The 20,210-nt window shown below is 73.6% G+C and carries 24 protein-coding genes and 1 tRNA gene; 15 read left to right on the top strand and 10 right to left on the bottom strand.

Features of this window, described 5'->3' with window-relative positions:
- The first annotated feature begins 199 nt into the window (after nucleotides 1–199).
- The 10 genes from AC2TEW_RS00725 to AC2TEW_RS00680 all read left to right on the top strand — a co-directional run bounded on the left by AC2TEW_RS00725 (nucleotide 200) and on the right by AC2TEW_RS00680 (nucleotide 9,217).
- Complete coding sequence (locus AC2TEW_RS00725; RefSeq protein WP_484621290.1) at nucleotides 200–2,419, top strand: P-loop NTPase family protein; 2,220 nt, start codon at nucleotides 200–202, stop codon at nucleotides 2,417–2,419.
- Nucleotides 2,420–2,559: 140 nt separating this feature from the next.
- Entirely contained in the window at nucleotides 2,560–2,811 is a 252-nt protein-coding gene (locus AC2TEW_RS00720; RefSeq protein ID WP_484621289.1) for a hypothetical protein, read from the top strand.
- A gap of 43 nt (nucleotides 2,812–2,854) precedes the next feature.
- Nucleotides 2,855–3,046 carry a hypothetical protein gene (locus AC2TEW_RS00715; RefSeq protein WP_484621288.1) on the top strand — a complete coding sequence of 64 codons (192 nt, stop codon included), beginning with the start codon at nucleotides 2,855–2,857 and terminating at the stop codon, nucleotides 3,044–3,046.
- Nucleotides 3,043–3,249, top strand: coding sequence for a hypothetical protein (locus AC2TEW_RS00710; protein ID WP_484621287.1), 207 nt, complete (start codon nucleotides 3,043–3,045; stop codon nucleotides 3,247–3,249). The genes AC2TEW_RS00715 and AC2TEW_RS00710 overlap by 4 nt, the downstream gene beginning before the upstream one ends.
- A complete protein-coding gene (locus AC2TEW_RS00705; RefSeq protein WP_484621286.1) occupies nucleotides 3,246–3,518 on the top strand; it encodes a hypothetical protein in 273 nt (90 codons plus the stop codon). Before AC2TEW_RS00710 ends, AC2TEW_RS00705 begins: the two co-directional genes overlap by 4 nt.
- Nucleotides 3,508–4,533: a DNA cytosine methyltransferase gene (locus AC2TEW_RS00700; RefSeq protein ID WP_484621285.1), complete on the top strand. Its 1,026-nt coding sequence runs from the start codon at nucleotides 3,508–3,510 to the stop codon at nucleotides 4,531–4,533. The genes AC2TEW_RS00705 and AC2TEW_RS00700 overlap by 11 nt, the downstream gene beginning before the upstream one ends.
- Nucleotides 4,534–4,543: 10 nt before the next feature.
- Nucleotides 4,544–5,659: a bifunctional DNA primase/polymerase gene (locus tag AC2TEW_RS00695; protein WP_484621284.1), complete on the top strand. Its 1,116-nt coding sequence runs from the start codon at nucleotides 4,544–4,546 to the stop codon at nucleotides 5,657–5,659.
- Between the two features lie 173 nt (nucleotides 5,660–5,832).
- On the top strand, nucleotides 5,833–7,371 hold the full coding sequence (locus AC2TEW_RS00690) for a YfjI family protein (RefSeq protein ID WP_484621622.1): 1,539 nt from the start codon (nucleotides 5,833–5,835) through the stop codon (nucleotides 7,369–7,371).
- Between the two features lie 309 nt (nucleotides 7,372–7,680).
- The gene (locus tag AC2TEW_RS00685; RefSeq protein WP_359893870.1) at nucleotides 7,681–7,920 is read left to right on the top strand and encodes a helix-turn-helix domain-containing protein; all 240 of its coding nucleotides are present in this window, start codon (nucleotides 7,681–7,683) and stop codon (nucleotides 7,918–7,920) included.
- Nucleotides 7,921–7,936: 16 nt separating this feature from the next.
- On the top strand, nucleotides 7,937–9,217 hold the full coding sequence (locus AC2TEW_RS00680) for a tyrosine-type recombinase/integrase (protein WP_484621283.1): 1,281 nt from the start codon (nucleotides 7,937–7,939) through the stop codon (nucleotides 9,215–9,217).
- A 73-nt stretch (nucleotides 9,218–9,290) separates the two neighbouring features.
- Here AC2TEW_RS00680 and AC2TEW_RS00675 read toward each other — a convergent pair.
- From AC2TEW_RS00675 to AC2TEW_RS00660, 4 genes are all read right to left on the bottom strand, one after another.
- A tRNA-Ser gene (locus AC2TEW_RS00675) sits at nucleotides 9,291–9,380 on the bottom strand.
- An 80-nt stretch (nucleotides 9,381–9,460) separates the two neighbouring features.
- Nucleotides 9,461–9,976 (bottom strand): tRNA adenosine(34) deaminase TadA, encoded by a 516-nt coding sequence (gene tadA / locus AC2TEW_RS00670; protein ID WP_484621282.1) that lies wholly within the window; start codon nucleotides 9,974–9,976, stop codon nucleotides 9,461–9,463.
- Nucleotides 9,977–10,026: 50 nt separating this feature from the next.
- On the bottom strand, nucleotides 10,027–10,542 hold the full coding sequence (locus AC2TEW_RS00665) for a tRNA adenosine deaminase-associated protein (RefSeq protein WP_484621281.1): 516 nt from the start codon (nucleotides 10,540–10,542) through the stop codon (nucleotides 10,027–10,029).
- A 255-nt stretch (nucleotides 10,543–10,797) separates the two neighbouring features.
- Complete coding sequence (locus AC2TEW_RS00660) at nucleotides 10,798–11,001, bottom strand: hypothetical protein (RefSeq protein ID WP_033818243.1); 204 nt, start codon at nucleotides 10,999–11,001, stop codon at nucleotides 10,798–10,800.
- Nucleotides 11,002–11,175: 174 nt separating this feature from the next.
- Here AC2TEW_RS00660 and upp point away from each other — a divergent pair, with 174 nt between their 5' ends.
- Nucleotides 11,176–11,811 (top strand): uracil phosphoribosyltransferase, encoded by a 636-nt coding sequence (gene upp, locus AC2TEW_RS00655; RefSeq protein ID WP_359893865.1) that lies wholly within the window; start codon nucleotides 11,176–11,178, stop codon nucleotides 11,809–11,811.
- Between the two features lie 79 nt (nucleotides 11,812–11,890).
- Here the strand turns inward: upp and AC2TEW_RS00650 are convergent, their stop codons facing one another.
- Both AC2TEW_RS00650 and AC2TEW_RS00645 read right to left on the bottom strand, forming a co-directional pair.
- Nucleotides 11,891–12,580: a LytR C-terminal domain-containing protein gene (locus tag AC2TEW_RS00650; RefSeq protein ID WP_484621280.1), complete on the bottom strand. Its 690-nt coding sequence runs from the start codon at nucleotides 12,578–12,580 to the stop codon at nucleotides 11,891–11,893.
- A gap of 267 nt (nucleotides 12,581–12,847) precedes the next feature.
- Nucleotides 12,848–13,144 carry a type II toxin-antitoxin system VapB family antitoxin gene (locus AC2TEW_RS00645; protein WP_014136828.1) on the bottom strand — a complete coding sequence of 99 codons (297 nt, stop codon included), beginning with the start codon at nucleotides 13,142–13,144 and terminating at the stop codon, nucleotides 12,848–12,850.
- Between the two features lie 157 nt (nucleotides 13,145–13,301).
- Here AC2TEW_RS00645 and AC2TEW_RS00640 point away from each other — a divergent pair, with 157 nt between their 5' ends.
- Nucleotides 13,302–14,945 (top strand): helicase HerA-like domain-containing protein, encoded by a 1,644-nt coding sequence (locus tag AC2TEW_RS00640; protein WP_484621279.1) that lies wholly within the window; start codon nucleotides 13,302–13,304, stop codon nucleotides 14,943–14,945.
- 46 nt (nucleotides 14,946–14,991) lie between these two features.
- Here AC2TEW_RS00640 and AC2TEW_RS00635 read toward each other — a convergent pair whose 3' ends face one another.
- Nucleotides 14,992–16,155, bottom strand: a complete 1,164-nt coding sequence (locus tag AC2TEW_RS00635; protein ID WP_484621278.1) for a hypothetical protein — start codon at nucleotides 16,153–16,155, stop codon at nucleotides 14,992–14,994.
- Nucleotides 16,156–16,246: 91 nt separating this feature from the next.
- Between AC2TEW_RS00635 and AC2TEW_RS00630 the strand changes: the two genes are divergently transcribed.
- Together AC2TEW_RS00630 and AC2TEW_RS00625 are read left to right on the top strand one after the other, a co-directional pair.
- Entirely contained in the window at nucleotides 16,247–17,110 is an 864-nt protein-coding gene (locus tag AC2TEW_RS00630) for an alpha/beta hydrolase (RefSeq protein WP_484621277.1), read from the top strand.
- Between the two features lie 66 nt (nucleotides 17,111–17,176).
- Nucleotides 17,177–17,698, top strand: a complete 522-nt coding sequence (locus AC2TEW_RS00625) for a YbhB/YbcL family Raf kinase inhibitor-like protein (RefSeq protein ID WP_484621276.1) — start codon at nucleotides 17,177–17,179, stop codon at nucleotides 17,696–17,698.
- 62 nt (nucleotides 17,699–17,760) lie between these two features.
- Here the strand turns inward: AC2TEW_RS00625 and AC2TEW_RS00620 are convergent, their stop codons facing one another.
- Nucleotides 17,761–18,255, bottom strand: a complete 495-nt coding sequence (locus tag AC2TEW_RS00620) for an FBP domain-containing protein (RefSeq protein WP_033818236.1) — start codon at nucleotides 18,253–18,255, stop codon at nucleotides 17,761–17,763.
- 115 nt (nucleotides 18,256–18,370) lie between these two features.
- Here AC2TEW_RS00620 and AC2TEW_RS00615 point away from each other — a divergent pair, with 115 nt between their 5' ends.
- A complete protein-coding gene (locus tag AC2TEW_RS00615; RefSeq protein WP_484621275.1) occupies nucleotides 18,371–18,592 on the top strand; it encodes a KTSC domain-containing protein in 222 nt (73 codons plus the stop codon).
- Here the strand turns inward: AC2TEW_RS00615 and AC2TEW_RS00610 are convergent.
- Nucleotides 18,576–19,172 (bottom strand): HhH-GPD-type base excision DNA repair protein, encoded by a 597-nt coding sequence (locus tag AC2TEW_RS00610; protein ID WP_484621274.1) that lies wholly within the window; start codon nucleotides 19,170–19,172, stop codon nucleotides 18,576–18,578. The two genes, AC2TEW_RS00615 and AC2TEW_RS00610, sit on opposite strands and share 17 nt — an antisense overlap.
- A gap of 90 nt (nucleotides 19,173–19,262) precedes the next feature.
- The gene (locus AC2TEW_RS00605; RefSeq protein WP_484621273.1) at nucleotides 19,263–20,177 is read right to left on the bottom strand and encodes a LysR family transcriptional regulator; all 915 of its coding nucleotides are present in this window, start codon (nucleotides 20,175–20,177) and stop codon (nucleotides 19,263–19,265) included.
- Between the last annotated feature and the right edge of the window lie 33 nt (nucleotides 20,178–20,210).

Below are 20,210 nucleotides of genomic sequence, written 5' to 3'. Positions count from 1 at the left end.
ACCGCCATCGCCACCGCCGGACGCACCCTGTACGCCGCCCACCGGCCCCTGATCGCCCGCGCCCTCGACCACCTCGACCAGCAGTAACCACCTGACGACCAGCGCCACTGGCACCACCCCGGGACGGCCGCTCCTGCCGGCAAGCTGACCGGCCGCCCCGGGTCCCCATCCCGCACATTTCTGTGAGGAAGGACCTCCAGTGAACCAGCCCAACCCGCCCACCCCCGACCGGCCCGACGACAACGACCTGTTCGCGATGCTCGAAGCGGACATGGCCACCGACAGCAACAGCGGCTCGGGTCTGGCCAACGTCCGGGCGCTGCGCCCCGGTTACCTTCCGCGCCAGCCCGAGCCCGCCGACCCGTCCCGCACCGGCGGTGGGGATCGGGTGGAGCTGGTGCCCGCCGACGACGACCAGGACGAGGACGGGCCGTCCGTCTACGTGGACGACCCCGCGCTGAGCGCGGCGAAGGTGCCGGTGGAGCGGCGGCGTGAGCCGCTGCTGCCCAAGTGGGCTTCCAACGCCGCCCAGTTCAAGGCCGCCGCCCGGTGGGCCGCAGGTCAGGCCGCGTACGTGACCGCGTTCCACGCCATCCGGCTGCCCTGGTACGGGGCCAAGCTGGCGATGCGCGCGCCGGTCGGAGCCGCCCGCACGATCGGACGCGCGGGCCGGTGGGTGTCGGACGCGCAGGGCGCCCCGATGCGCGGGGTCGCGGTGCGCCGGGAGGACGCGGAGCTGTACCTGAAGCTCACCCGGCAGCGGGACGCGAAGGTCCGGCTGCGGGGGCTGATCGCGGCCGTCGCCGGGGTCATCGGGATCACGGCGCTGGCGGTGCTGTGGGTGATGTCGCCGGGCTGGACGCATCTGGCGCTGCTGGCCGCCGCCGTCGCCGCGTTCGGCAAGCTGGGGGCGCCGGCCGATGAGCCGCTGATCTCCCGGTCGGTGGTGAAGAACAAGACCCCGCGTCTGACCAGCGACATCGTGGAACGCGCGCTGCTGTCGCTCGGCATCGCGGGGATGGGCAAGGGCGCCATCGCGTTCCCCGCCCCGATCACCCGGGACGGGCCCGGGTGGCGCGCGGATGTCGACCTGCCGCACGGTGTGACGGCCGGGGACATCATGGAGCGCCGCAAGCGCCTCGCGTCCGGCCTGCGGCGCCCGCTGGGCACCGTGTGGCCGGAGGGCAACGCCGACGAGCACGAGGGACGCCTTGTCCTGTGGGTCGGGGACAAGGATCTGTCCAAGACCGGCAACGTGGTGTGGCCGCTCGCCAAGGACGGCCGCCACGACCTGTTCAAGGCGATCCCGTTCGGCCGCGATCCGCGCGGCCGCTGGATCAACGTCCCGCTCGTCCAGCACAACGTCCTGTTCGGGTCCCAGCCCGGCCAGGGCAAGACCAGCGCCGTCCGCGTCCTGGCCAGCGGCGTGGCGCTCGACCCGTCCGCCGAGATGTGGACCCACGAACTGAAGGGATCCGGTGACCTCGACCCGTTCGAGGCCGTCTCCCACCGGTTCGTCTCCGGCATCGACGCCGAGTCCATCGAGTACGCGGCCGAGTCCCTGAAGCTGCTGCGCAAGGAGGTGATGCGTCGCACCGGCGCGCTCAAGAAGCTCCCGCGCGACCTGTGCCCCGACAAGCGCGTCACCCGGCAGATCGCCGACATGGGCATCGGCCTGCACCCCCTGGCCTGCATCATCGACGAATGCCAGAACCTGTTCGCCGACCCCGCCGTCGGCAAGCAGGCCGGTGAGGACGCCGAGTTCATCATCAAGATCGGCCGCGCGTTCGGCGTCATCCTGCTGCTCGCCACCCAGCGCCCCGACAAGGACTCCCTGCCCACCGGGATCTCCGGCAACGTCTCCATCCGGTTCTGCCTGCGCGTCGCCGGTCAGATCGAGAACGACATGATCCTCGGCACCTCCGCGTACAAGAACGGCGTCCGCGCCACCACCTTCCGCCCCGAGACCGACGCCGGACTCGGCTACCTGGTCGGCGCCACCTCCACCGCCACCGTCGTGCGCACCGCCTACCTCGACGCCGACGCCACCGAGAAGATCGCCCGCCGCGCGCACGCCATGCGCACAGCGGCCGGCACCCTCACCGGCCACGCCACCGGCCAAAGCGCCGAGAGCGCCGAGCCGCACTCCACGCTGCTGGACGACCTCACCGCCATCTGGCCGGCCAAGGAACCGCGCGTCTGGTCCGAAACCCTCACCACCGCCCTCGCCACCCTGCGCCCCGACACCTACGGCGGATGGGCCCCCGAACAGCTCACCTCCGCCCTCAAGCCGCTCGGCATCGAACCCGGCCAGATCTCCCGCCGCATCGACGGCAAGGTCGTCAACCGACGCGGATTCGACCGCGACGACCTCACCACCGCCATCGCGGAGCGTGACCGGAAGCGGTCCGCCGGCTAGCCGGCACAGGTGCTTGCGCAAGCACCCCAACCGCGCTTGCGCAAGCACTCCCGCTAGCACCCCAACCGGGCGCCCACCAGCACGCAAGCGGTAAGCGCCCCACCTGCGAAAACCCCGAAAACAGCCCCGGAAGGCCCCTCATGACCCCCGCGCTGCTCGCTTTCGCCTGCCTCATGGCCATCACGCTCGGTTACATCACGGTGTGTGCGGCCCAGCCGTTCGCCACCTGCCGAACCTGCCACGGCATCGGCCACCAGCTCACCACCGACCGCAACGGCCGCCCCAAGCGCGGCAAGCCCTGCCGCCGCTGCAAGACCACCGGACTGCGGATCCGCACCGGCCGGCGCCTGCTCAACGCCTGGCACCGCACCTACCGCAACGGCACCCGCTAACCCGTCCCCGCCAGCGGGCCTGACGCCCCGAAGGAGAACCGCCGTGCTCGTCTCCATCTCCACCGCGTTCCTGTTCGCGATCATCACCGCCGCCCTCATCCACGCCAAGCGCGTCGGTGCCGGTGCCGCCCTCGCCGTGTTCCTGTTCGGCTTCACCCTCGCCTCCACCGGCCTCGCCGGGCCCGTCAACGAGCTGATCTCCGCCGCCGTCACCGCCATCGGCAGCGCCAAGTGAGCGCCGCCCGCACGATCCGGCCACTGGCCGCCGTCCACCTGCGCGAGGCGATGACCGCCACCGCCGCCCACGACGGACCGGCCGCCCTGGCGGCCCTGATGCACATCGACGCCGAGTCCTGGCAGGCCATCAACGCCCTTCTCGCCCAGCTCGGCACCGACATCCTCACCGTTCTCAACGCGACTGCAGGGGGTACCTCGTGAGCACTACCGACCTGATCGCCGCCGCCGTGCTGTTCGGCCCCGGTACGGCGGGCGCCACCGCGTTCGCGCTCGGCATGCGCGGGCAGCGCGCCCAGTCCGCCGGGGTGCGGGCCGTGCTGGCCGCGTCCGCCGCCGAACGCGCCGCGCTCGCCGAGCAGGCCGACGGATCGACCCCGCCGCCGGCCCGGGAACCGGCCCCCGTCCCGCAGGCCGCCCCGGCGGTCCGGCTCGCGGTCGTCATCGACTTCCCGTCCCGTCGTGCGGCCTGAGCCCGGGGCGGCTGCGGTCGCCGACACCGTGGATCTGTTCGGTGGCGTCGGTGGCCTCGACCTGCCCGCCCGCGCGCTCGGCCTGCGGGTGGTGGGGATCGAGCGGAGCCCGGATGCGTGCCTGACCCGGCGGGCCGCCGGCCTCGCCACGATCGAGGGGGACGTGTGCCGCTACGGCCCCGCCGACTTCCCCGAGGCCCGGGTGCTGTTGGGCGGGCCGCCGTGCCAGACGTTCTCCGCGACCGGCACCGGCTCCGGCCGCCGGGACCTGGACACCGTGCTCCACCTGGCCCACCTCATGGCACGCCGCCGCCCGGTGTCCGCCCAGCTCGCCGATCTGGCGGACGAGCGGACCGGCCTGGTCCTGGAACCGCTGCGGTGGGCACTCGAAGCCATCGACCTCGGGCGGCCGTTCCGCACGATCCTGCTGGAACAGGTCCCCGCCGTGCTGCCGGTATGGGAGGCGTTCGCCACGCTGCTGGAAGCAGAGGGGTACCGCACCGCGACCGGGGTGGTGCGGGCCGAGCAGCACGGCGTGCCCCAGACCCGCCGACGCGGCGTCCTGCTCGCCTCACTGGACGGCCCGGTGGCGCTCCCGGCACCGACCCACCGCCCGTACCGGGCCGGTGTCCCCCGGCGGGCCGGTGACCCGGGCCTGCTGCCGTGGGTGCCCATGGGTGCGGTTCTGCCGGGCCGGGGTCGGTTCACGGTGGTGTCGAACTACGGCACCGGCGGTGACCCGGCCGCCCGCGGCCGCCGCACCTGCGACGAACCGTCCGCCACCGTCACCGGGAAGATCTCCCGCTGCCGCGTCCTGGCCCCAGACGGCACGGAGTCCCGGTTCACCTGGGCCGAGGCCGGCGCCCTCCACTCCTTCCCCCTCGACCACCCGTGGCGCGGCCGGGACATCGGCCAGCAGATCGGCAACGCCGTCCCACCCCTGCTCGGCCTGCACCTGCTCACCGCAGCGCTCGCCCCCACCCGCTGGCCCCTGCCCGTCCCGGCCGCCGCTTAGGGCCCGGGCCGTGGCCGCCCTGGACTGGCGCGACGCGTCCCACTTCGACCGCGCCCGCACCCTGCCCTGCCGCCACTGCGGCCGGCCCACCCCGCTGCGGGACGAACGGCGCAGGCCCTCGCACAAGGTCTGCGCCGAGCAGCCCGCAACCACCGCCGCCGTGTCCGCCCCGGTCCAGGCCGGGGCGGACACGGCGTTCCTGCCCACCGTGAAGGAGTCGCCGATGGACTGGCAGCGTGCCCTGTCCGCCGCCCACCACGCCGCCGAACGCGGTCTGGCCGTGTTCCCCCTCGCCCGTACGAAGCGTCCGGCGATCCCGAGCCCGCACCCCAAGGGCACCGTGTGCCGGGGTGAGTGCGGCCGGTTCGGGCACGGGGTCCTTGACGCCACCACCGACCACCGGGTGGTCGACGCGCTGTTCGGGCGGGCGTCGTGGGCGACCGCCTACGGCATCGCGTGCGGCCGGGCCCCGCACCACCTGATCGGCCTCGACCTGGACGTGAAGGACGGTCAGGACGGCATCGCCGACCTGACCGCCCTGGCCGAGCAGCACCGGTTCACCATGCCGCCCACGGCCACGGTGGCCACTCCGTCCGGCGGGCTGCACCACTGGCTGACCGCCCCGCCCGGTTCCCGGATCGTCAACTCGGTCAAGGCCGTGGCGCCGGGGATCGACGTTCGGGGCGTGGCCGGGTACCTGGTCGGCCCCGGATCACTGGGGGAGCGCGGCCGGTACCTGTTCGCCCCGGGCACCGACCCGGACACCATCGCCCCGGCCCCGGCCGGGCTGCTGGCCCTGCTCACCCCCGAACCCACCCCGGCCGTTCTGCCCGACCCGGTGAGGCTCCGGCAGGGCATCCGCAAGCAGGGTGCCTACGCCAGAGCCGTCATCGAGCGGGAGGCCGCCAAGGTCGCCGCCACGAAGCAGCCGGGGCGCGGGCGGCAGTTGTTCGCCAGCTCCGCCGCCCTGGGTGTCCACGTCGCGGCCGGCACCGCCGACCAGGACGTGGCGTTCGACGCGCTGCTGAGCGCGGGCCTGTCCACCGGCCTGCCGCACCCCGAGTGCGAGCGCACCATCCGCCGGGGCTTCGCCAAGGCCGCAGGCACCCTGCGCCCGGCGGCCTGACAGCCGGACCTCACCGTGCGGGGGCGGGAAAAGCGCTTTCCCCGCCCCGCCCTCCCGCGCCCTCTCCGCCATGGCCCGGCCCCGCACGGGCCCTCTCGCCGCCCCGCCACACACCCTCCGGAGGATTCTTCGTGACCAACGCCGGCAACGCCCCTGACGACCCGTACGACAACGTGAGCCCGCTGTTCCGTGAAGGGTGGGAGCAGGACGCCGAACCCGCCCCGGGCCCGGAGGCGTGGGACACCCCGGTGCCGGTCGGCGAGTCCCGCACCCTGCCCGCGTTCCCCGTCGACGCCCTGCCCGCCTGGGTGGGGGAGATGGTGGCCGCCGTGGCGGAGGAGACCCAGACCCCGGCGGACCTGGCCGGGTGCCTGGCGCTGGCCGCTCTCGCGGCCGCAGCGGGCGGCCGGGTCAGGGTCCGGATCCGGGGCCGGTGGCACGAGCCGGTGAACATCTACACCGCCGTGGCGCTGCCCCCGGGCAACCGGAAGTCCGCCGTGTTCGACCTGATGATCGCGCCGTTGCTGACGGTCGAGAAGGAGTTGAAGGCCGCCAGCGCACTGAAGCGGACCGAGGCCGAGACCACGCTCAAGCTGCTCAAGGCCGCCGCCGAGCGGGCCACCGCCAAGGCAGGTGCCGCCGAGGCGGGCGACCGGGCCACGGCAGCCCAGGAGGCGGTGGCCCTGGCCCAGGAGGCCGAGGCCGTCACGGTCCCGGCGGAGACGCAGCTCATCGCCGACGACGCGACCCAGGAGTCGTTGGCGACGCTGCTGGCCGAGCAGGGCGGGCGGATCGCCATCATGAGCCCCGAGGGCGGGATCTTCGACATCATCGCCGGTCTGTACTCGGGCAGCTCCAACATGACCATCTTCCTGAAGGGCCATGCCGGGGACATGGCCCGGGTGAACAGGCAGGGCCGCCCGTCCCAGTACGTCGAGCGGCCGGCCGTGACGATGGGCCTGGCCATCCAGCCCGAGGTGCTGGACGCCATCGCCAAGGTCAAGGGCGCCGACGGGCGCGGCCTGCTCGCCCGCTACCTCTACTCCGTCCCGGTGTCCCTGGTCGGTTCCCGCACGGTCGAGCCGGAGCCGATCCCCGACCAGGTGGTCGACGCCTACGGCGAGCGGCTGGCCGCGCTGACCAGGGACCTGGCCGACTGGTCCGATCCGGCGGTGGTCACCCTCACCCCGGAGGCCGATGCCGTGATGCTGGCCTACCAGAAGGTCACCGAGGCCCGCCTCGCCAAGGGCGGGAGCCTCGCCCCGATCATCAAGTGGGCCAGCAAGCGCGACGGGGCGGTGGCCCGCCTCGCCACCCTGCTGCACCTCGCCACCCACCCCGCCGAAGGGTGGCGGCGCCCGGTCGAGGCGGCCACCATGGCCGCCGCCACCCGCCTGGGGGACTACTTCACCGTCCACGCGCTGCATGTCTTCGACGCGATGGGCGCCGACCCGGCCCGGGACGCGGCCTGGGTCCTGCTGGAGCACCTGAAGGCCAACCCGCCCGGCGGCAGCTTCACCAAGCGCGACGCGTTCCGGTCGGTGCCCCGCTCCGACTTCCGCACCATGGCCGACCTCGACCCCGCCCTGGCCCTGCTCGAAGAACACGGGTGGCTGCGGCAGCAGGCCCCGCCGCCGCGCTCCGGCAAGGGCGGCCGGCCCCCGTCCCCGCGCTACCAGGCCCACCCCGCCATCGCCCACGGCGAGGCCTGACCCGGCGGAAACCCCCGGAGCGCCGACAGAACTGACACAACCCCCCTGAAACAGGCTCTGACCTGCAGAAACGCCCATGATCATCGCTGTGACAAAACCAATTAAAACTCTGACAGAACCTCCCCGCCCCGGGTTCTGTCTCGCTGACACAACCCCCTCCCCCGAGGTTCTGTCAGAGTTTTTACCGGTTTTGTCACGCGCTTGATCATGGACAAAACCGCAGGTCAGAGCACCTGGAAGGGGGGTTGTGTCAGTTCTGTCAGCGCCCGGGCCCTCCCAGCACCCCACACCATCGCAGGAGGACCCACCATGACGACCCCGGTCGCCGATGGATCGGCCGCGCCCGGCCATGACCCGACCCTCGAACTTCTCGACGTGGCGGAGGCTGCCCGCCGCCTGCGCATCGGCCGGACCACGGCCTATGCCCTGATCGCCTCCGGCGAGCTGGAGTCCGTCACGGTCGGCCGACTCCGCCGTGTTCCCCCTGCGGCAGTCGGTGAGTACGTCGCCCGCCTCCGCGAGTCCCAGAACCACCGCACCGCAGCCTGACCTGAGGAGCCACCCCGTGGACAACGAGAAGAAGCGCACCCGCAGGCCCAACGGGGCGTCCAGCATCTACCAGAGCGCCGACGGCAAGTGGCACGGCCGGGTCACCGTCGGGGTCAAGCCCGACGGCCAGCCGGATCGACGCCACGTTGAGCGCAAGACCGAGGCCGACGTCATCAACGCCGTCCGTGAACTTGAGAAACAGCGCGACAGCGGGAAGGTCCGCAAGGCCGGCCAGCGCTGGACGGTCAAGACATGGCTCACCCACTGGGTGGAGAACATCGCCGGGCCATCCGTAAAGCCGAACACTCTTGCTAGCTATCGGGTGGCCGTGAACGTCCATCTCATCCCTGGCCTGGGCGCCCACCGGCTTGAGAAGTTGGAGCCGGAGCACCTTGAGCTGTTCTACAAGACGATGCAGGGGCGTGGCAGCGCCGCAGCAACCGTCCACCAGGCCCACCGCAGCATGCGGACCGCGCTGAACCACGCGCTCCGGCGGGGGCACCTGACCCGGAACGTGGCCATGCTGGCGGTTGCCCCGAGGGTCACCGAAAAGGACGTGGAGCCGTACACGGTGGCCGAGGTACAGAGCCTGCTCGCCGCAGCTTCCCGGCGCCGAAACAGCGCTCGGTGGGCCATCGCGCTGGCCCTCGGACTCCGGCAGGGCGAGGCACTGGGGCTGCGCTGGGCTGACGTCGACCTCGCCACCGGGATGCTCCGGGTCCGCAAGGCCAGGCAGCGCCCGAAGTACGCGCACGGCTGCACCGAGCCGTGCGGCCGGAAGCACGCCGGCCGCTGCCCGGAGCGGCAGCAGACCAACGCCGACACTGACGACACCAAGTCCAAGGCCGGTAAGCGGACGATCGGACTTCCCGATGAGCTGGCGAATCTGCTCAAGCTCCACCAGGTCGAGCAGGCCCGTGAGCGCGCTGCCGCCGGACATCAGTGGCACGACGGAGGGTGGGTGTTCGCCTCCGAGGACGGACGTCCCCTGATCCCGCGCACCGACTGGGACGAGTGGAAGCGCCTGCTCAAGGCGGCCGGGCTGCGGGATGCCCGACTGCACGACGCCCGCCACACGGCGGCCACAGTCCTGCTGATCCTCGGGGTGAGCGAGCGCGCCGTCATGGGCGTCATGGGCTGGTCGTCCACCGCCATGGCCGCCCGATACCAGCACATGATCGACCCGATCCGGAAGGACATCGCCAAGCGCGTGGGCGGGCTGCTCTGGCAAGTGCCCGATGCTGCTGAAGGGAGTACGCCGGACGCCCCTGAGAAGGGCACCGCTAGGGGCGAATGAGACGGAAACTGAGACGGAAACGACTCGGGCGACCTCTTAGATCTAAGAGGTCGCCCGAGTCGTTGCTGCTCACTGGCGGTAGCGGTGGGATTCGAACCCACGGTGAAGTTGCCCCCACACACGCTTTCGAGGCGTGCTCCTTTGGCCGCTCGGACACGCTACCGAGGGAGACTCTACCGGACGCCCCCGGCGGGAACGAAATCCGTTCCGGGCGCCCGCGGGCGGGACCGCGCGGCGGCGCCGTCAGCGCTGGGTGTCGAAGAACGCGCGGAGCTGGTCGCCGCACTCCTCGGCCAGCACGCCCCAGATCACCTCGGGCCGGTGGTTGAGCCGGCGGTCGCGCATCACGTCGAAGAGCGAGCCGGCCGCGCCGGCCTTCTCGTCGAGGGCGCCGTAGACCACCCGGTCGATCCGGGAGAGCACGATCGCGCCCGCGCACATCGTGCACGGCTCCAGCGTGACGACCAGGGTGCAGCCGCTGAGCCGCCACTCGCCCACGGCCGCCGCGGCCTGCCGGATCGCGACCACCTCGGCGTGGGCGGTGGGGTCCCCGACGGCCTCGCGCTCGTTGTGGCCGCGCCCGAGGACAGTGCCGTCCGGGCCCAGCACGAGCGCCCCGACCGGTACGTCGCCGGTGGCCGGGGCCAGCGCGGCCTCGGCGATGGCGAGGCGCATCTGGTCCGTCCAGCGGTCGCGTACCGGGTCGGGGCGGATCGGGGCCGGGAGCGGGGTGAGCCGGGGGAGCGGTGCGGGCTGCATGGAGCCAGTGTCGGGCACCGGCTCCGGGCGGCGGGTCACCGGGCCGCCCGTTAGCGGACGGCCTCCAGGACCTCGCCGCAGCCGATCGCCTCGGCGATCTCGGCCAGCGCCTCGCCGGGCACCGCGCCCTCGCCGGCCAGGTCGGTCAGCTCGGCCGGGCCGAGGCCGTACTCGGCCAGCAGCTCCGCGTCGCCGAGCGGGCCGACCGGCACGCCGCCCGGGCCGACGGCGCCGGCGCTCTCGTCGTCGCCGTCCTGCTCGGCCTCGGCCGAGGCCTCGTCCTCGTCGTCGAGGTCGGCCACCAGGTCGTCGAGGTCGTCGAAGTCGTCACCGGTCTGCTCGACCAGCTCGTCGGTCAGGATCGCGCCGTAGGAGCTGCGGGCCGCCGCGGCGCCGTCGGAGACGAAGATCCGGGGATCCTCCTCGCCGTCCACCCGCAGGACGGCGAACCAGGCGTCCTCCTGCTCGATGAAGACCAGCACGGTGTCGTCGTCCTCGGCGGCCTCCCGGGCGAGGTCGACCAGGTCGGTCAGGGCTTCTACGTTGTCGAGTTCGGTCTCGCTCACATCCCACCCGGCACCGGTGCGAGCAAGCACTGCAGCGAAGTACGCCACCAGGGACACTCCCAAGATTGGTCTCGGCTGTCGGCGATCTCGGGCGAACGCGGTCTGGCCGCCCCCGCGCCAGAGGCGGTCCGCTGTTCGGACCGTCCCACCGCATCGTGACAGAAAGCCCGCCGCTGCGGGGGGTGTTCGGCAGCGCGTCTTTGCAGGTCGTGTCGGAATGGCCGGTCAGGGGCGGGCGGATCGGCCGGTGTGCCGTCAGATCCGGAAGGTCCGCATCCGCATCGCCTCGCGCAGCCGGCGCTCCTTGGTGCGGCGCGGCTGCACGCGCGCCCGTAGTTCGCGTGCCTCCGTGAGCTCGCGGAGGAACACGGCCCGCCGTCTACGGCGGTCCGCGGGGGTCTCGGGCGCGGGCTGGGACTCGTCTGTCGAGCCGGGCCCGACGCGCGGGTTGCTCTTCATACGCTCCGACGTTCCCAGAAATGTCCGGTTGATACCACGGGAAAGGTCTCGGTTCGGTCAGGTCATCCGGTCGGTGGCGTGTCGCACCCGCCGCATCCGTCGCACGGGGCCCGCCTGCCGCGCCCGTTTCGCGGCGAGTCGTACCCATGTGCTGCCGACCGTTACGGTTGGCACATGCGTCTCCATGTCGTCGACCACCCGTTGGTGGCCCACAAGCTCTCCACCCTGCGCGACGAGCGCACCGACTCGCCGACCTTCCGCAGGCTGACCGACGAGCTGGTGACCCTGCTCGCGTACGAGGCCACCCGGGACGTCCGGACCGAGCAGGTGGAGATCACCACCCCGGTCGCCGTCACCACCGGTACCCGGCTGAGCTACCCCCGTCCGCTGGTGGTGCCGATCCTGCGGGCCGGGCTCGGCATGCTGGACGGCATGACCCGGCTGCTGCCGACCGCCGAGGTCGGCTTCCTGGGCATGGTGCGCAACGAGGAGACCCTGGAGGCCTCCACCTACGCGACCCGGATGCCGGACGACCTCTCCGGCCGCCAGGTGTACGTGCTCGACCCGATGCTGGCCACCGGCGGCACCCTGGTCGCCGCGATCCGGATGCTGCTGGAGCGCGGGGCCACCGACGTGACCGCCGTGGTGCTGCTGGCCGCGCCCGAGGGCGTCGCGGTGATGGAGAAGGAGCTGGCCGGCACCCCGGTCACCGTGGTGACGGCCGCGCTGGACGAGCGGCTCAACGAGCACGGCTACATCGTCCCGGGCCTCGGCGACGCGGGCGACCGCCTCTACGGAACGGCGGGCTGACCGCCCGGACCACGACCAACGCCAGGTGGGCGCCTCCCGGCCGGGAGGCGCCCACCTGGCGTTGTGAGGGGATCGCGGCTCAGCAGCTGCCGGGACCGCTGGCGGACGGGGAGGGCTTGGTCGCGGCGGCCAGCGCGGCGGCCGCGGCCGTCGGGTCGAGCATCGCGGACCAGGTGTCGCCGATCACCAGGTCGACGGTGGCGTCGGCCCGGGTGTCGGCGGTGGTGGTGGCACCGGCGACCTGCGAGCCGACCAGGACGGCCGCGCCGAGCCCGCCCGGTCCGCTGATCACCTGGGCGGGGCCGGGCACCTTCTTGTCGAGGGCGGAGGGCGCGTTGCCCACCGCGCCGACGGTGAAGCCGCGCTTCTTCAGCTCGTCCGCCGTGCGGGCGGCCAGTCCGCTCTTGTCGGTGGCGTTGTACACGTTCACCGTGACGGCCTGCGGCTGCGGGACCGCGGTGCTGGTGGCGCCGGGGGCCGGGGCCGCCGCGCCGCCGGGTGCCGCGGGTGCGCCGCTGCCGGCCGCCGGGGAACTGCCCGGTTCGGGCGCGGCCAGCGGCTTGCCGGAGGCGGCGGGCGAGGCGCAGGCCTGGGCGGTGGCCTGCCGGCCCATGCCGGTGAAGATGTCCACCAGCTGCACGCCGCCCAGGGCGATCAGGGCCAGGGCGAGCAGGGAGCCGATCAGCGCGAGGACGCGCCGGCTCTTGCGGGGCGGGCGGCCCAGGCGCGGGTACGAGTTACCGGTGATCCGGTACTGCTTCCCCTTCAAACCTTGGGGAGTCAACATGCTCACGGTCTGTCTCCCCCTCGTGCCGGGGCGGGGTTCGGTGACGGGGCGGCCGTCCGGTTGGGGTGCGGCGGGGTCGCCGACTGGTGCGCGGCCGTTGGCAGCAGACTAGTGCCCGACCGGTCGCATATGTACTAATTGATCATCATCTGGAGTACGGCGGCACTCGAAAGGATGTACCGGAGCCGGAACGGGCCGCCTCTGGCGGGTGACCCTGGTTCCGGCAGGTTTAGGAACGGCGGGGGTGGTTCAGTCCATCTCCAGCACGCGGGCGTGCAGGACCTGACGCTGCTGCAGGGCGGCCCGGACGGCCCGGTGCAGGCCGTCCTCCAGGTACAGGTCGCCACGCCACTTCACCACGTGGGCGAAGAGGTCCCCGTAGAACGTCGAATCCTCGGCCAGGAGTGTTTCCAGGTCGAGCTGGCCCTTGGTGGTCACCAGCTGGTCCAGCCGCACCGGACGAGGTGCGACGTCCGCCCACTGGCGGGTGCTGGTCCGGCCGTGATCCGGGTACGGCCGTCCGTTGCCGATGCGCTTGAAGATCACACGGAAAGCCTACCGTCCGGGGCGCCGGGGGCGCAGCAGGCGTGACCTGACCTGCGGGCCCAAGACTCCGGGGTTTTGATGGTGAATGTCGTAAATTCCCGTCTTGTGACACCTCATGGTGTCTCACGACACCTCGCCCGCGTTGGGAGCCAGCCCCATGACCGCCGACCGGCCTTCGCCCGACGCAGCCCCGGACGCAGCCCCCGATGCCGCTCCCGCCGCCGGCCCCGGCGCGGCGGCCGCCCTCCCCGAGGCCGTCCGGGAGATCGCCGCCGGCTACGCCTTCACCGGCCCGGCGCTCGAACTCGGCGCCGTGCTGCAGGGCCCCGACGCCTACCCGCAGGCGCAGGTGCGGATCCCGCTCGGGGTGCTGAACCGGCACGGCCTGGTGGCCGGTGCGACCGGCACCGGCAAGACCAAGACCCTGCAGCTGATCGCCGAGCAGCTCTCGGCCCAGGGCGTGCCGGTCTTCCTCGCCGACGTCAAAGGGGACGTCTCCGGGATCTCGGCGCCCGGCACCCCGGGCGACCGGGTCACCGCGCGGGCGGGCGAGGTCGGCCAGAGCTGGACCCCGCAGGGCTGCCCCGCCGAGTTCTACGCCCTCGGCGGGCAGGGCGCCGGCATCCCGCTGCGCGCGACGGTGACCAGCTTCGGGCCGCTGCTGCTGGCCAAGGTGCTGGAGCTGAACGAGACCCAGGAGTCCTCGCTCGGCCTGGTCTTCCACTACGCGGACCGCCACGGGCTCGAGCTCTACGACCTCAAGGACCTGACGGCGGTGATCACCTTCCTCACCTCGCCCGAGGGCAAGGCGGAACTGAAGGGGATCGGCGGCCTGTCGGCGGCGACCGCCGGGGTCATCCTGCGGGCCCTGACCGTGCTGGAGAACGAGGGCGCCGGGACCTTCTTCGGCGAGCCGGAGTTCGACACGGCGGAGCTGCTGCGCACCGCCGACGGGCGCGGCGTGGTGTCGGTGCTGGAGCTGCCGGCGGTGCAGGACCGGCCGCGGCTGTTCTCCACCTTCCTGATGTGGCTGCTCGCCGACCTGTACCAGGAGCTGCCCGAGGTCGGCGACCTGGACCGGCCGAAGCTGGTGTTCTTCTTCGACGAGGCGCACCTGCTGTTCAAGGGCGCCTCGAAGGCGTTCCTGGAAGCGATCACCCAGACGGTCCGGCTGATCCGGTCGAAGGGGGTGGGGATCTTCTTCGTGACCCAGACCCCCAAGGACGTGCCGGGCGACGTGCTGGCCCAGCTCGGCAACCGGGTGCAGCACGCGCTGCGGGCCTTCACCCCGGACGACGCCAAGGCGCTGAAGGCCACCGTCTCGACCTTCCCCCGCTCCGGCTACGACCTGGCCGAGGTGCTCACCCAGCTGGGCACCGGCGAGGCGGTGGTGACGGTGCTCTCCGAGAAGGGCGCGCCGACGCCGGTCGCGGCGACCCGGCTGCGGGCGCCGCAGTCGCTGATGGGGCCGGTGCCGCCGGAGCAGCTGGCGGCGGCGGTGGACGCCTCGCCGCTGGCGGCCCGTTACCGGGACGCGATCGACCGGGAGTCGGCGTACGAGCGGCTGGCGGCGCGCGCGCAGCAGGCCGCCGCGCCCGTCCCGGCGGAGCCCGGGCCCGAGGCCGCGCCGCAGCGCGGGAGGCAGGAGCAGCGCGCGGAGCGGCCGCCGCAGGAGCAGGGCGGGCTGCTCGGCAGTCTGCTGAGCAACCCGGCCGTGAAGTCCTTCGCCCGCTCGGCCGGCACCCAGCTCGGCCGGGAGATCAGCCGCAGCCTGTTCGGGACCTCGCGGCGCCGGCGGTAGGCGGGAGCAGCGGTGACGGCGGTGGCGGCAGTGGCCGGCGGGCCGGTCAGCGCAGGGCCTCGCCGATCCGGTCCAGGGAGGACAGCCGCATCAGGCCGTAGTGGTAGAACTCGACCTCCGGGACGCCGAACGCGCGCAGCATGTCGATCTTCGCGGCCAGGTTGGCGGGCCCGTCGCAGTCGGAGGCCATCGGGCGCAGGATGACGGCCATCTCCTCGGGCCGCACCCCGTGCAGGGCGAAGGCGGCGACCTTCTCCCTGACCTCCTCGGGGGTGCGCGCGTAGCCGAGCGTCTCGATCTGGTGGGCGGCCTCGGCGAGCGCCGGGAGGTCGATGCCGGAGAGCCAGCCCTTGCCGGGCCCGGCGCCGTCCATGAAGGTGAGCCGCATGCCGTGCTGCGCGGCGGCCTCGGCGACCTCGGCGGCGAGCGAGGTGACGGTGAGGGTGGCGGCGTCCAGGTAGGCGGCGACCGTGCCGTCGGCAAGGGCGTCGAGGGCGGCCGGTTCGGCGGCCCGGCGCTCGTCGGTGAGGCGGGCCCGGATCTCGTCCCCGACGGCCCGGCGGACCTCGTCGGCGGGGACGTCCGCGGCGGTCGCGGCGGCCCGGCAGTGGTCGCAGAAGCAGATGCCGAGCAGGGCCTCGGCGGCCGGGCCGAGGTCCTCGAAGTAGCGCTCGTGGTGGTAGCCGTGGCGCAGGCCGTGGAAGTGCAGCGACTCGGCGCGGATAGCGTCCACGCCGTACCGGGCGAGCTCGCCGACCAGCGTGGTGGCGTACGCGCGGACCTCCGGGTTGGCGGGGCACAGCTCGGTGCGGGAGCGGTCGCCGAAGGCGTTGGCGGGGGAGCAGTCCGGGTACTGGAAGCCGAGCCGGTCGTTGTGGCAGAAGACCGTCCAGGCGTGCAGCTTCAGGCCGCGGCGGTGCGCCTGCTCGGCGGCCTCGGCGAAGGGGTCGCGGTCGCCGATCGCGGTGGAGGCGACGGGGGTGAGCCGCCGGCCGGCCCAGCGGGACGGGTCGGGCCGGAAGTAGGCGGCGCCCGGTTCCAGGTACTGGACGACCCGGCGCGGGTTGTGCGGGAAGACGTCCCGGGCCTCGTGGTAGACGGAGGCCAGGGTCACCCCGCCGACGCCGGCCCGGTCGGTAAGGTTGCCGAAGAAGGCGTCGGGCCCCTCGTCCAGCAGGTCGGTGGCGAAGGCGAGGACGGACGACTCCATGGGGCGGCTCCGGAGCAGGGCGGTACGCGGGATGCCCACGCTATCCGGGGCGTCCGTTATTGGTCTATACCTGATGGCAGGGGGAGCGCCGATGTCACCCGTCTACCGGCAGTTCGACCAGCGCGAGCTGGACCGCGAGTACTCGCCCAGCAGCTGCGTGGCCGACCTCGGCGCCGAGCTGGCCGCGTACACCGAGGGCAGCGCCGCCGCGTACGCCGCGCTCCCCGGCCACCGGGAGGTGCGGTACGGCAGCCAGGCGCCCGAGGTGCTGGACTTCTTCCCCGCTGCCGGACCCGCCGCCGGACCCGCCGCCCCGCTGCACGTCTTCGTGCACGGCGGCTACTGGCAGGAGCTGGACAAGGCCGACTCGGTGTTCGCCGCGCCGGACTTCACCGCCCGGGGCACCGCGTTCGCCGCGATCGGCTACGGGCTGGCGCCGGCGTGGCCGCTGGACGCGATCGTCGCGCAGGTCCGCCGGGCGGTGCGCCGGCTGCTGGCCGACGCCGAACAGCTCGGGGTGGACCCGCAACGGGTGTACCTCAGCGGCAGCTCGGCGGGTGCACACCTGGCCGCGATGGCGCTGCTCGACCCCGAGCCCGCCCCGGGCGGCCGCCGGGTGGCGGGCGCGGTGCTGCTCAGCGGGATCTACGACCTGGAGCCGATCTCGCTCAGCTACGTCAACGAGCCGCTCGGCCTGGACGCGGCGGCGGCCCGCCGCAACAGCCCGCTGTACCTCCCGCAGGCCGGGCTGCCGCCGCTGCTGATCGCGGTCGGCGAGCACGAGACCGCCGAATTCGGCCGCCAGCACGAGGAGTTCACCGCCTCGGTACGGGCCGCCGGGGTCCCGGTGCACGCCTTCACGGCGGCCGGGCGCAACCACTTCGACCTGCCGCTGGACCTCGGCCGCGCGGACAGCCGACTCGGCCGCGAGGTCCTGGAGCGGTTCGGGTCCTGAGCCGCCGCCGGATCCATAGACTGCCCCGGCAAGCAACCGACCCGACGCCCAGGAGAGGGACGCCCCATGACGGTCCGTCCGCCGCTTCCGTACGACTTCCTGCCGAAGGTGCCGTCCTTCGAGCTGACCAGCACCGACCTGGTGGACGGCGCCACCATGCCCGACGCGCACGTGCACGGCGGCGGGAACCTCTCGCCGCAGCTGAGCTGGTCCGGCTTCCCGGAGGGCACCCGGGGCTTCGCCGTCACCTGCTTCGACCCGGACGCGCCCACCGGCAGCGGCTGGTGGCACTGGCTGGCGCTCAACCTGCCCGCCGACACCACCGAACTCGCGCGCGGCGCCGGCTCCTCCGACGGCGACCTGCCGGGCGGCGCCTCGTTCCACGTCCGCAACGACTTCCCCGGCCACCAGTACGACGGCGCCGCGCCGCCGCCCGGACCGGCCCACCGCTACGTCTTCGCGGTGCACGCGCTGGACGTCCCCACTCTGGACCTGAAGCCGGACACGCCGGCCGCGGCCGTCGGCTTCAACCTGGCGTTCCACGCGGTCGGCCGGGCGCTGCTCACGGTCGAGTACCAGGCGGGCTGAGGACCGGCGGGCGGGTCCCGGCCGCGGCCGGCACCCGCCTGCTCAGGCCGGTACCCGCCCGCTCAGGCCAGTACCTGGGTCAGGAAGGCGTCCAGGTTGGCGACCGTGCGGGCGATCTGCTCGTCCAGGGTCAGCGACTCCTCGGGGCGGCTGACCAGCGCGGACTTCTTCTTCCCGCGGACGTACAGCGAGCAGGCCAGGTCGGCGCAGAGGTAGGTGCCGACCGTGTTGCCCTCGCGGCCGGCCGCGCCCGCACGGCGGGCGGTCAGCAGGGCGACGCCGGAGCCGGCGTGCGTGCTGATGCACAGGTTGCAGATGTTGGTCCGGGTCAGCGAGCGGCGGACCGAGGGCACCCGCAGGGTCAGCCCGACCGGGCCGCCGTCGCGCTCGGCCACCAGGTACCCGCGGTCGGGCGCGCCCGGGTCCCGCCAGCCGAGGAAGTCGAGGTCGGCCCACGGGACTTCGGCCAGCTGGCGGGGCAGGTTGAGGCGGCGGGCCTCGCCCTTGGAACAGTTGACGAAGGAGTCGCGGATCTCGGTCTCGGACAGTGCGTGCATGGTTCGCACGCTAGCCACCGTCCGGGGCGGCTGTCGCCCCGTTTTCCCGCCCGCGGTGGCGCCCGACAGGCCGCCCTCGGTGGCGGCCGGGCGGCGGGCCGGTCAGGGTGGGGGCATGGAGCGGGTGCCGCTGGAGTCGTCCTGGCTCGGCTCGGCCGGGTACGACGCGGCCGTGCGGGAGCTGGAGGTCGCGACCCTCGCCGGAGCGGTCTACCGCTACCTCGGGGTCCCGCCCGAGGAGTACGCGGCGCTGCTGGCCGCCGAGAGCCACGGCAGGTACCTCAACCTGCGGATCAAACCGCGCTACGGCTACCGCCGGGTCAGCCCCGGTCCGTGACCGCGGCGGCCTTGGCGGCCCGCTTCGCCTCCTGCTTGTAGGCCCGCACCTTGGCCAGCGACTCCGGGCCGGTGATGTCCGCGACCGAGCGGAAACCGCCCTCCTCGCCGTACGGGCCGGCCGCCTGCCGCCAGCCCTGCGGGCGGACCCCGAACTGCTTGCCCAGCAGGGCGAGGAAGATCTGCGACTTCTGCTTGCCGAACCCCGGCAGCGCGGTGAGCCTGGCCAGCAGCTCCCGGCCGTCCGGCGCGTCCCGCCAGACCGCCTCCGCGTCGCCGTCGTAGTGCTCCACCAGGTACGCGCAGAGCTGCTGCACCCGCTTGGCCATCGACCCCGGGTAGCGGTGCACGGCCGGCTTCTCGGCGAACAGCGCCGCGAACTCCTCCGGGTCGGCGGCGGCGATCCGGTGCGCGTCCAGGTCGTCCGCGCCCAGCCGGTCGGCCAGCGTCCGGGGGCCGGTGAAGGCGTGCTCCATCGGTACCTGCTGGTCCAGCAGCATGCCGACCAGCGCGGCGAGCGGACTGCGGCCGAGCAGTTCGTCGGCCTCGGGCTGCTGGGCGAGTCGAAGTTTCACGGCCATGGCGGGACGGCTCCGATCAGGTCGGGACTCACATGCTTGCAGCTCGGCCCGCCGGGCCCGGCGCACAACACGCGCGCCCGCGCCCGGGGCTCAGGACGGTCCGGACGCCATCAGCTCGCGGACGCAGCCACGCAGCCAGGCGTGCGCCGGGTCGGCCTGGTGGCGCGGGTGCCAGGCCAGGCCGAACGGCATCACCGGAAGGTCGAGCGGGATCTCGAAGGTGACCAGGCCCAGCGCGTCGGCCAGGCCGCGGGCCCGGGCCGCCACCAGGCCCACCAGGTCGCTGCCGCGCACCGTGAACAGCGCGGCCGGGAAGGTGGGCGCGCTGCCCACCACCGTCCTGGCCAGGCCGAGCCCCGCCAGCGCGGTGTCGACCGGCCCGTGCAGGCGCCCGCGCCGCGAGACGCTCAGGTGGTGCGCGGCGGCGAACCGCCCGGCGGTGACCGGTCCGCCGGACAGCAGCGGGTGGCCGGGGCGGACCACCGCCAGCATCCGGTCCTCGAAGACGTGCTCGACCCGGACCTCGGGCGAGGTGGTGTCGATCACCCCCGCCTCCAGGTCCGCCACCCCCTCCCGCAGGGCCGGGCCGTCCCGGTGGCTCTCGGCGAGGAACCGCAGCCGCACCCCGGGCGCCTCGGCCGCGGCCCGGGCGAACAGCGCGGGGCCGAAGGCGGCGGCGAACGCGTCGTGCGCCAGCACGGTGAAGGTGCGGGTGAGGGTCGCCGGATCGACCTGACCGGCCGCCGTGAACAGCCCCTGGGCCCGCTCCACCACCGCCCGGACCTCGGCCCGGATGGCCAGCGCGTGCGGGGTCGGCACCAGTCCGCGGCCCGCGCGGACCAGCACCGGATCGCCCAGCGCCTTGCGGATCCGCCCCAGGGTGCGGCTCATCGCGGGCTCGGACAGGTGCATCCGGGCGGCCGCGCCGGACACACTGCCCTCCTCCAGCAGCAGGTCGAGCGCGACCAGCAGATTGAGGTCGAGGCCGGAATGCGTCACGTGCATTCCTCTCTTGTGAAACTTGCACTGGATGACAGG

The organism is Kitasatospora sp. NEAU-CNBT7 (genome assembly GCF_057220535.1).
This window is presented reverse-complemented; position numbering and strand designations above follow the sequence as displayed.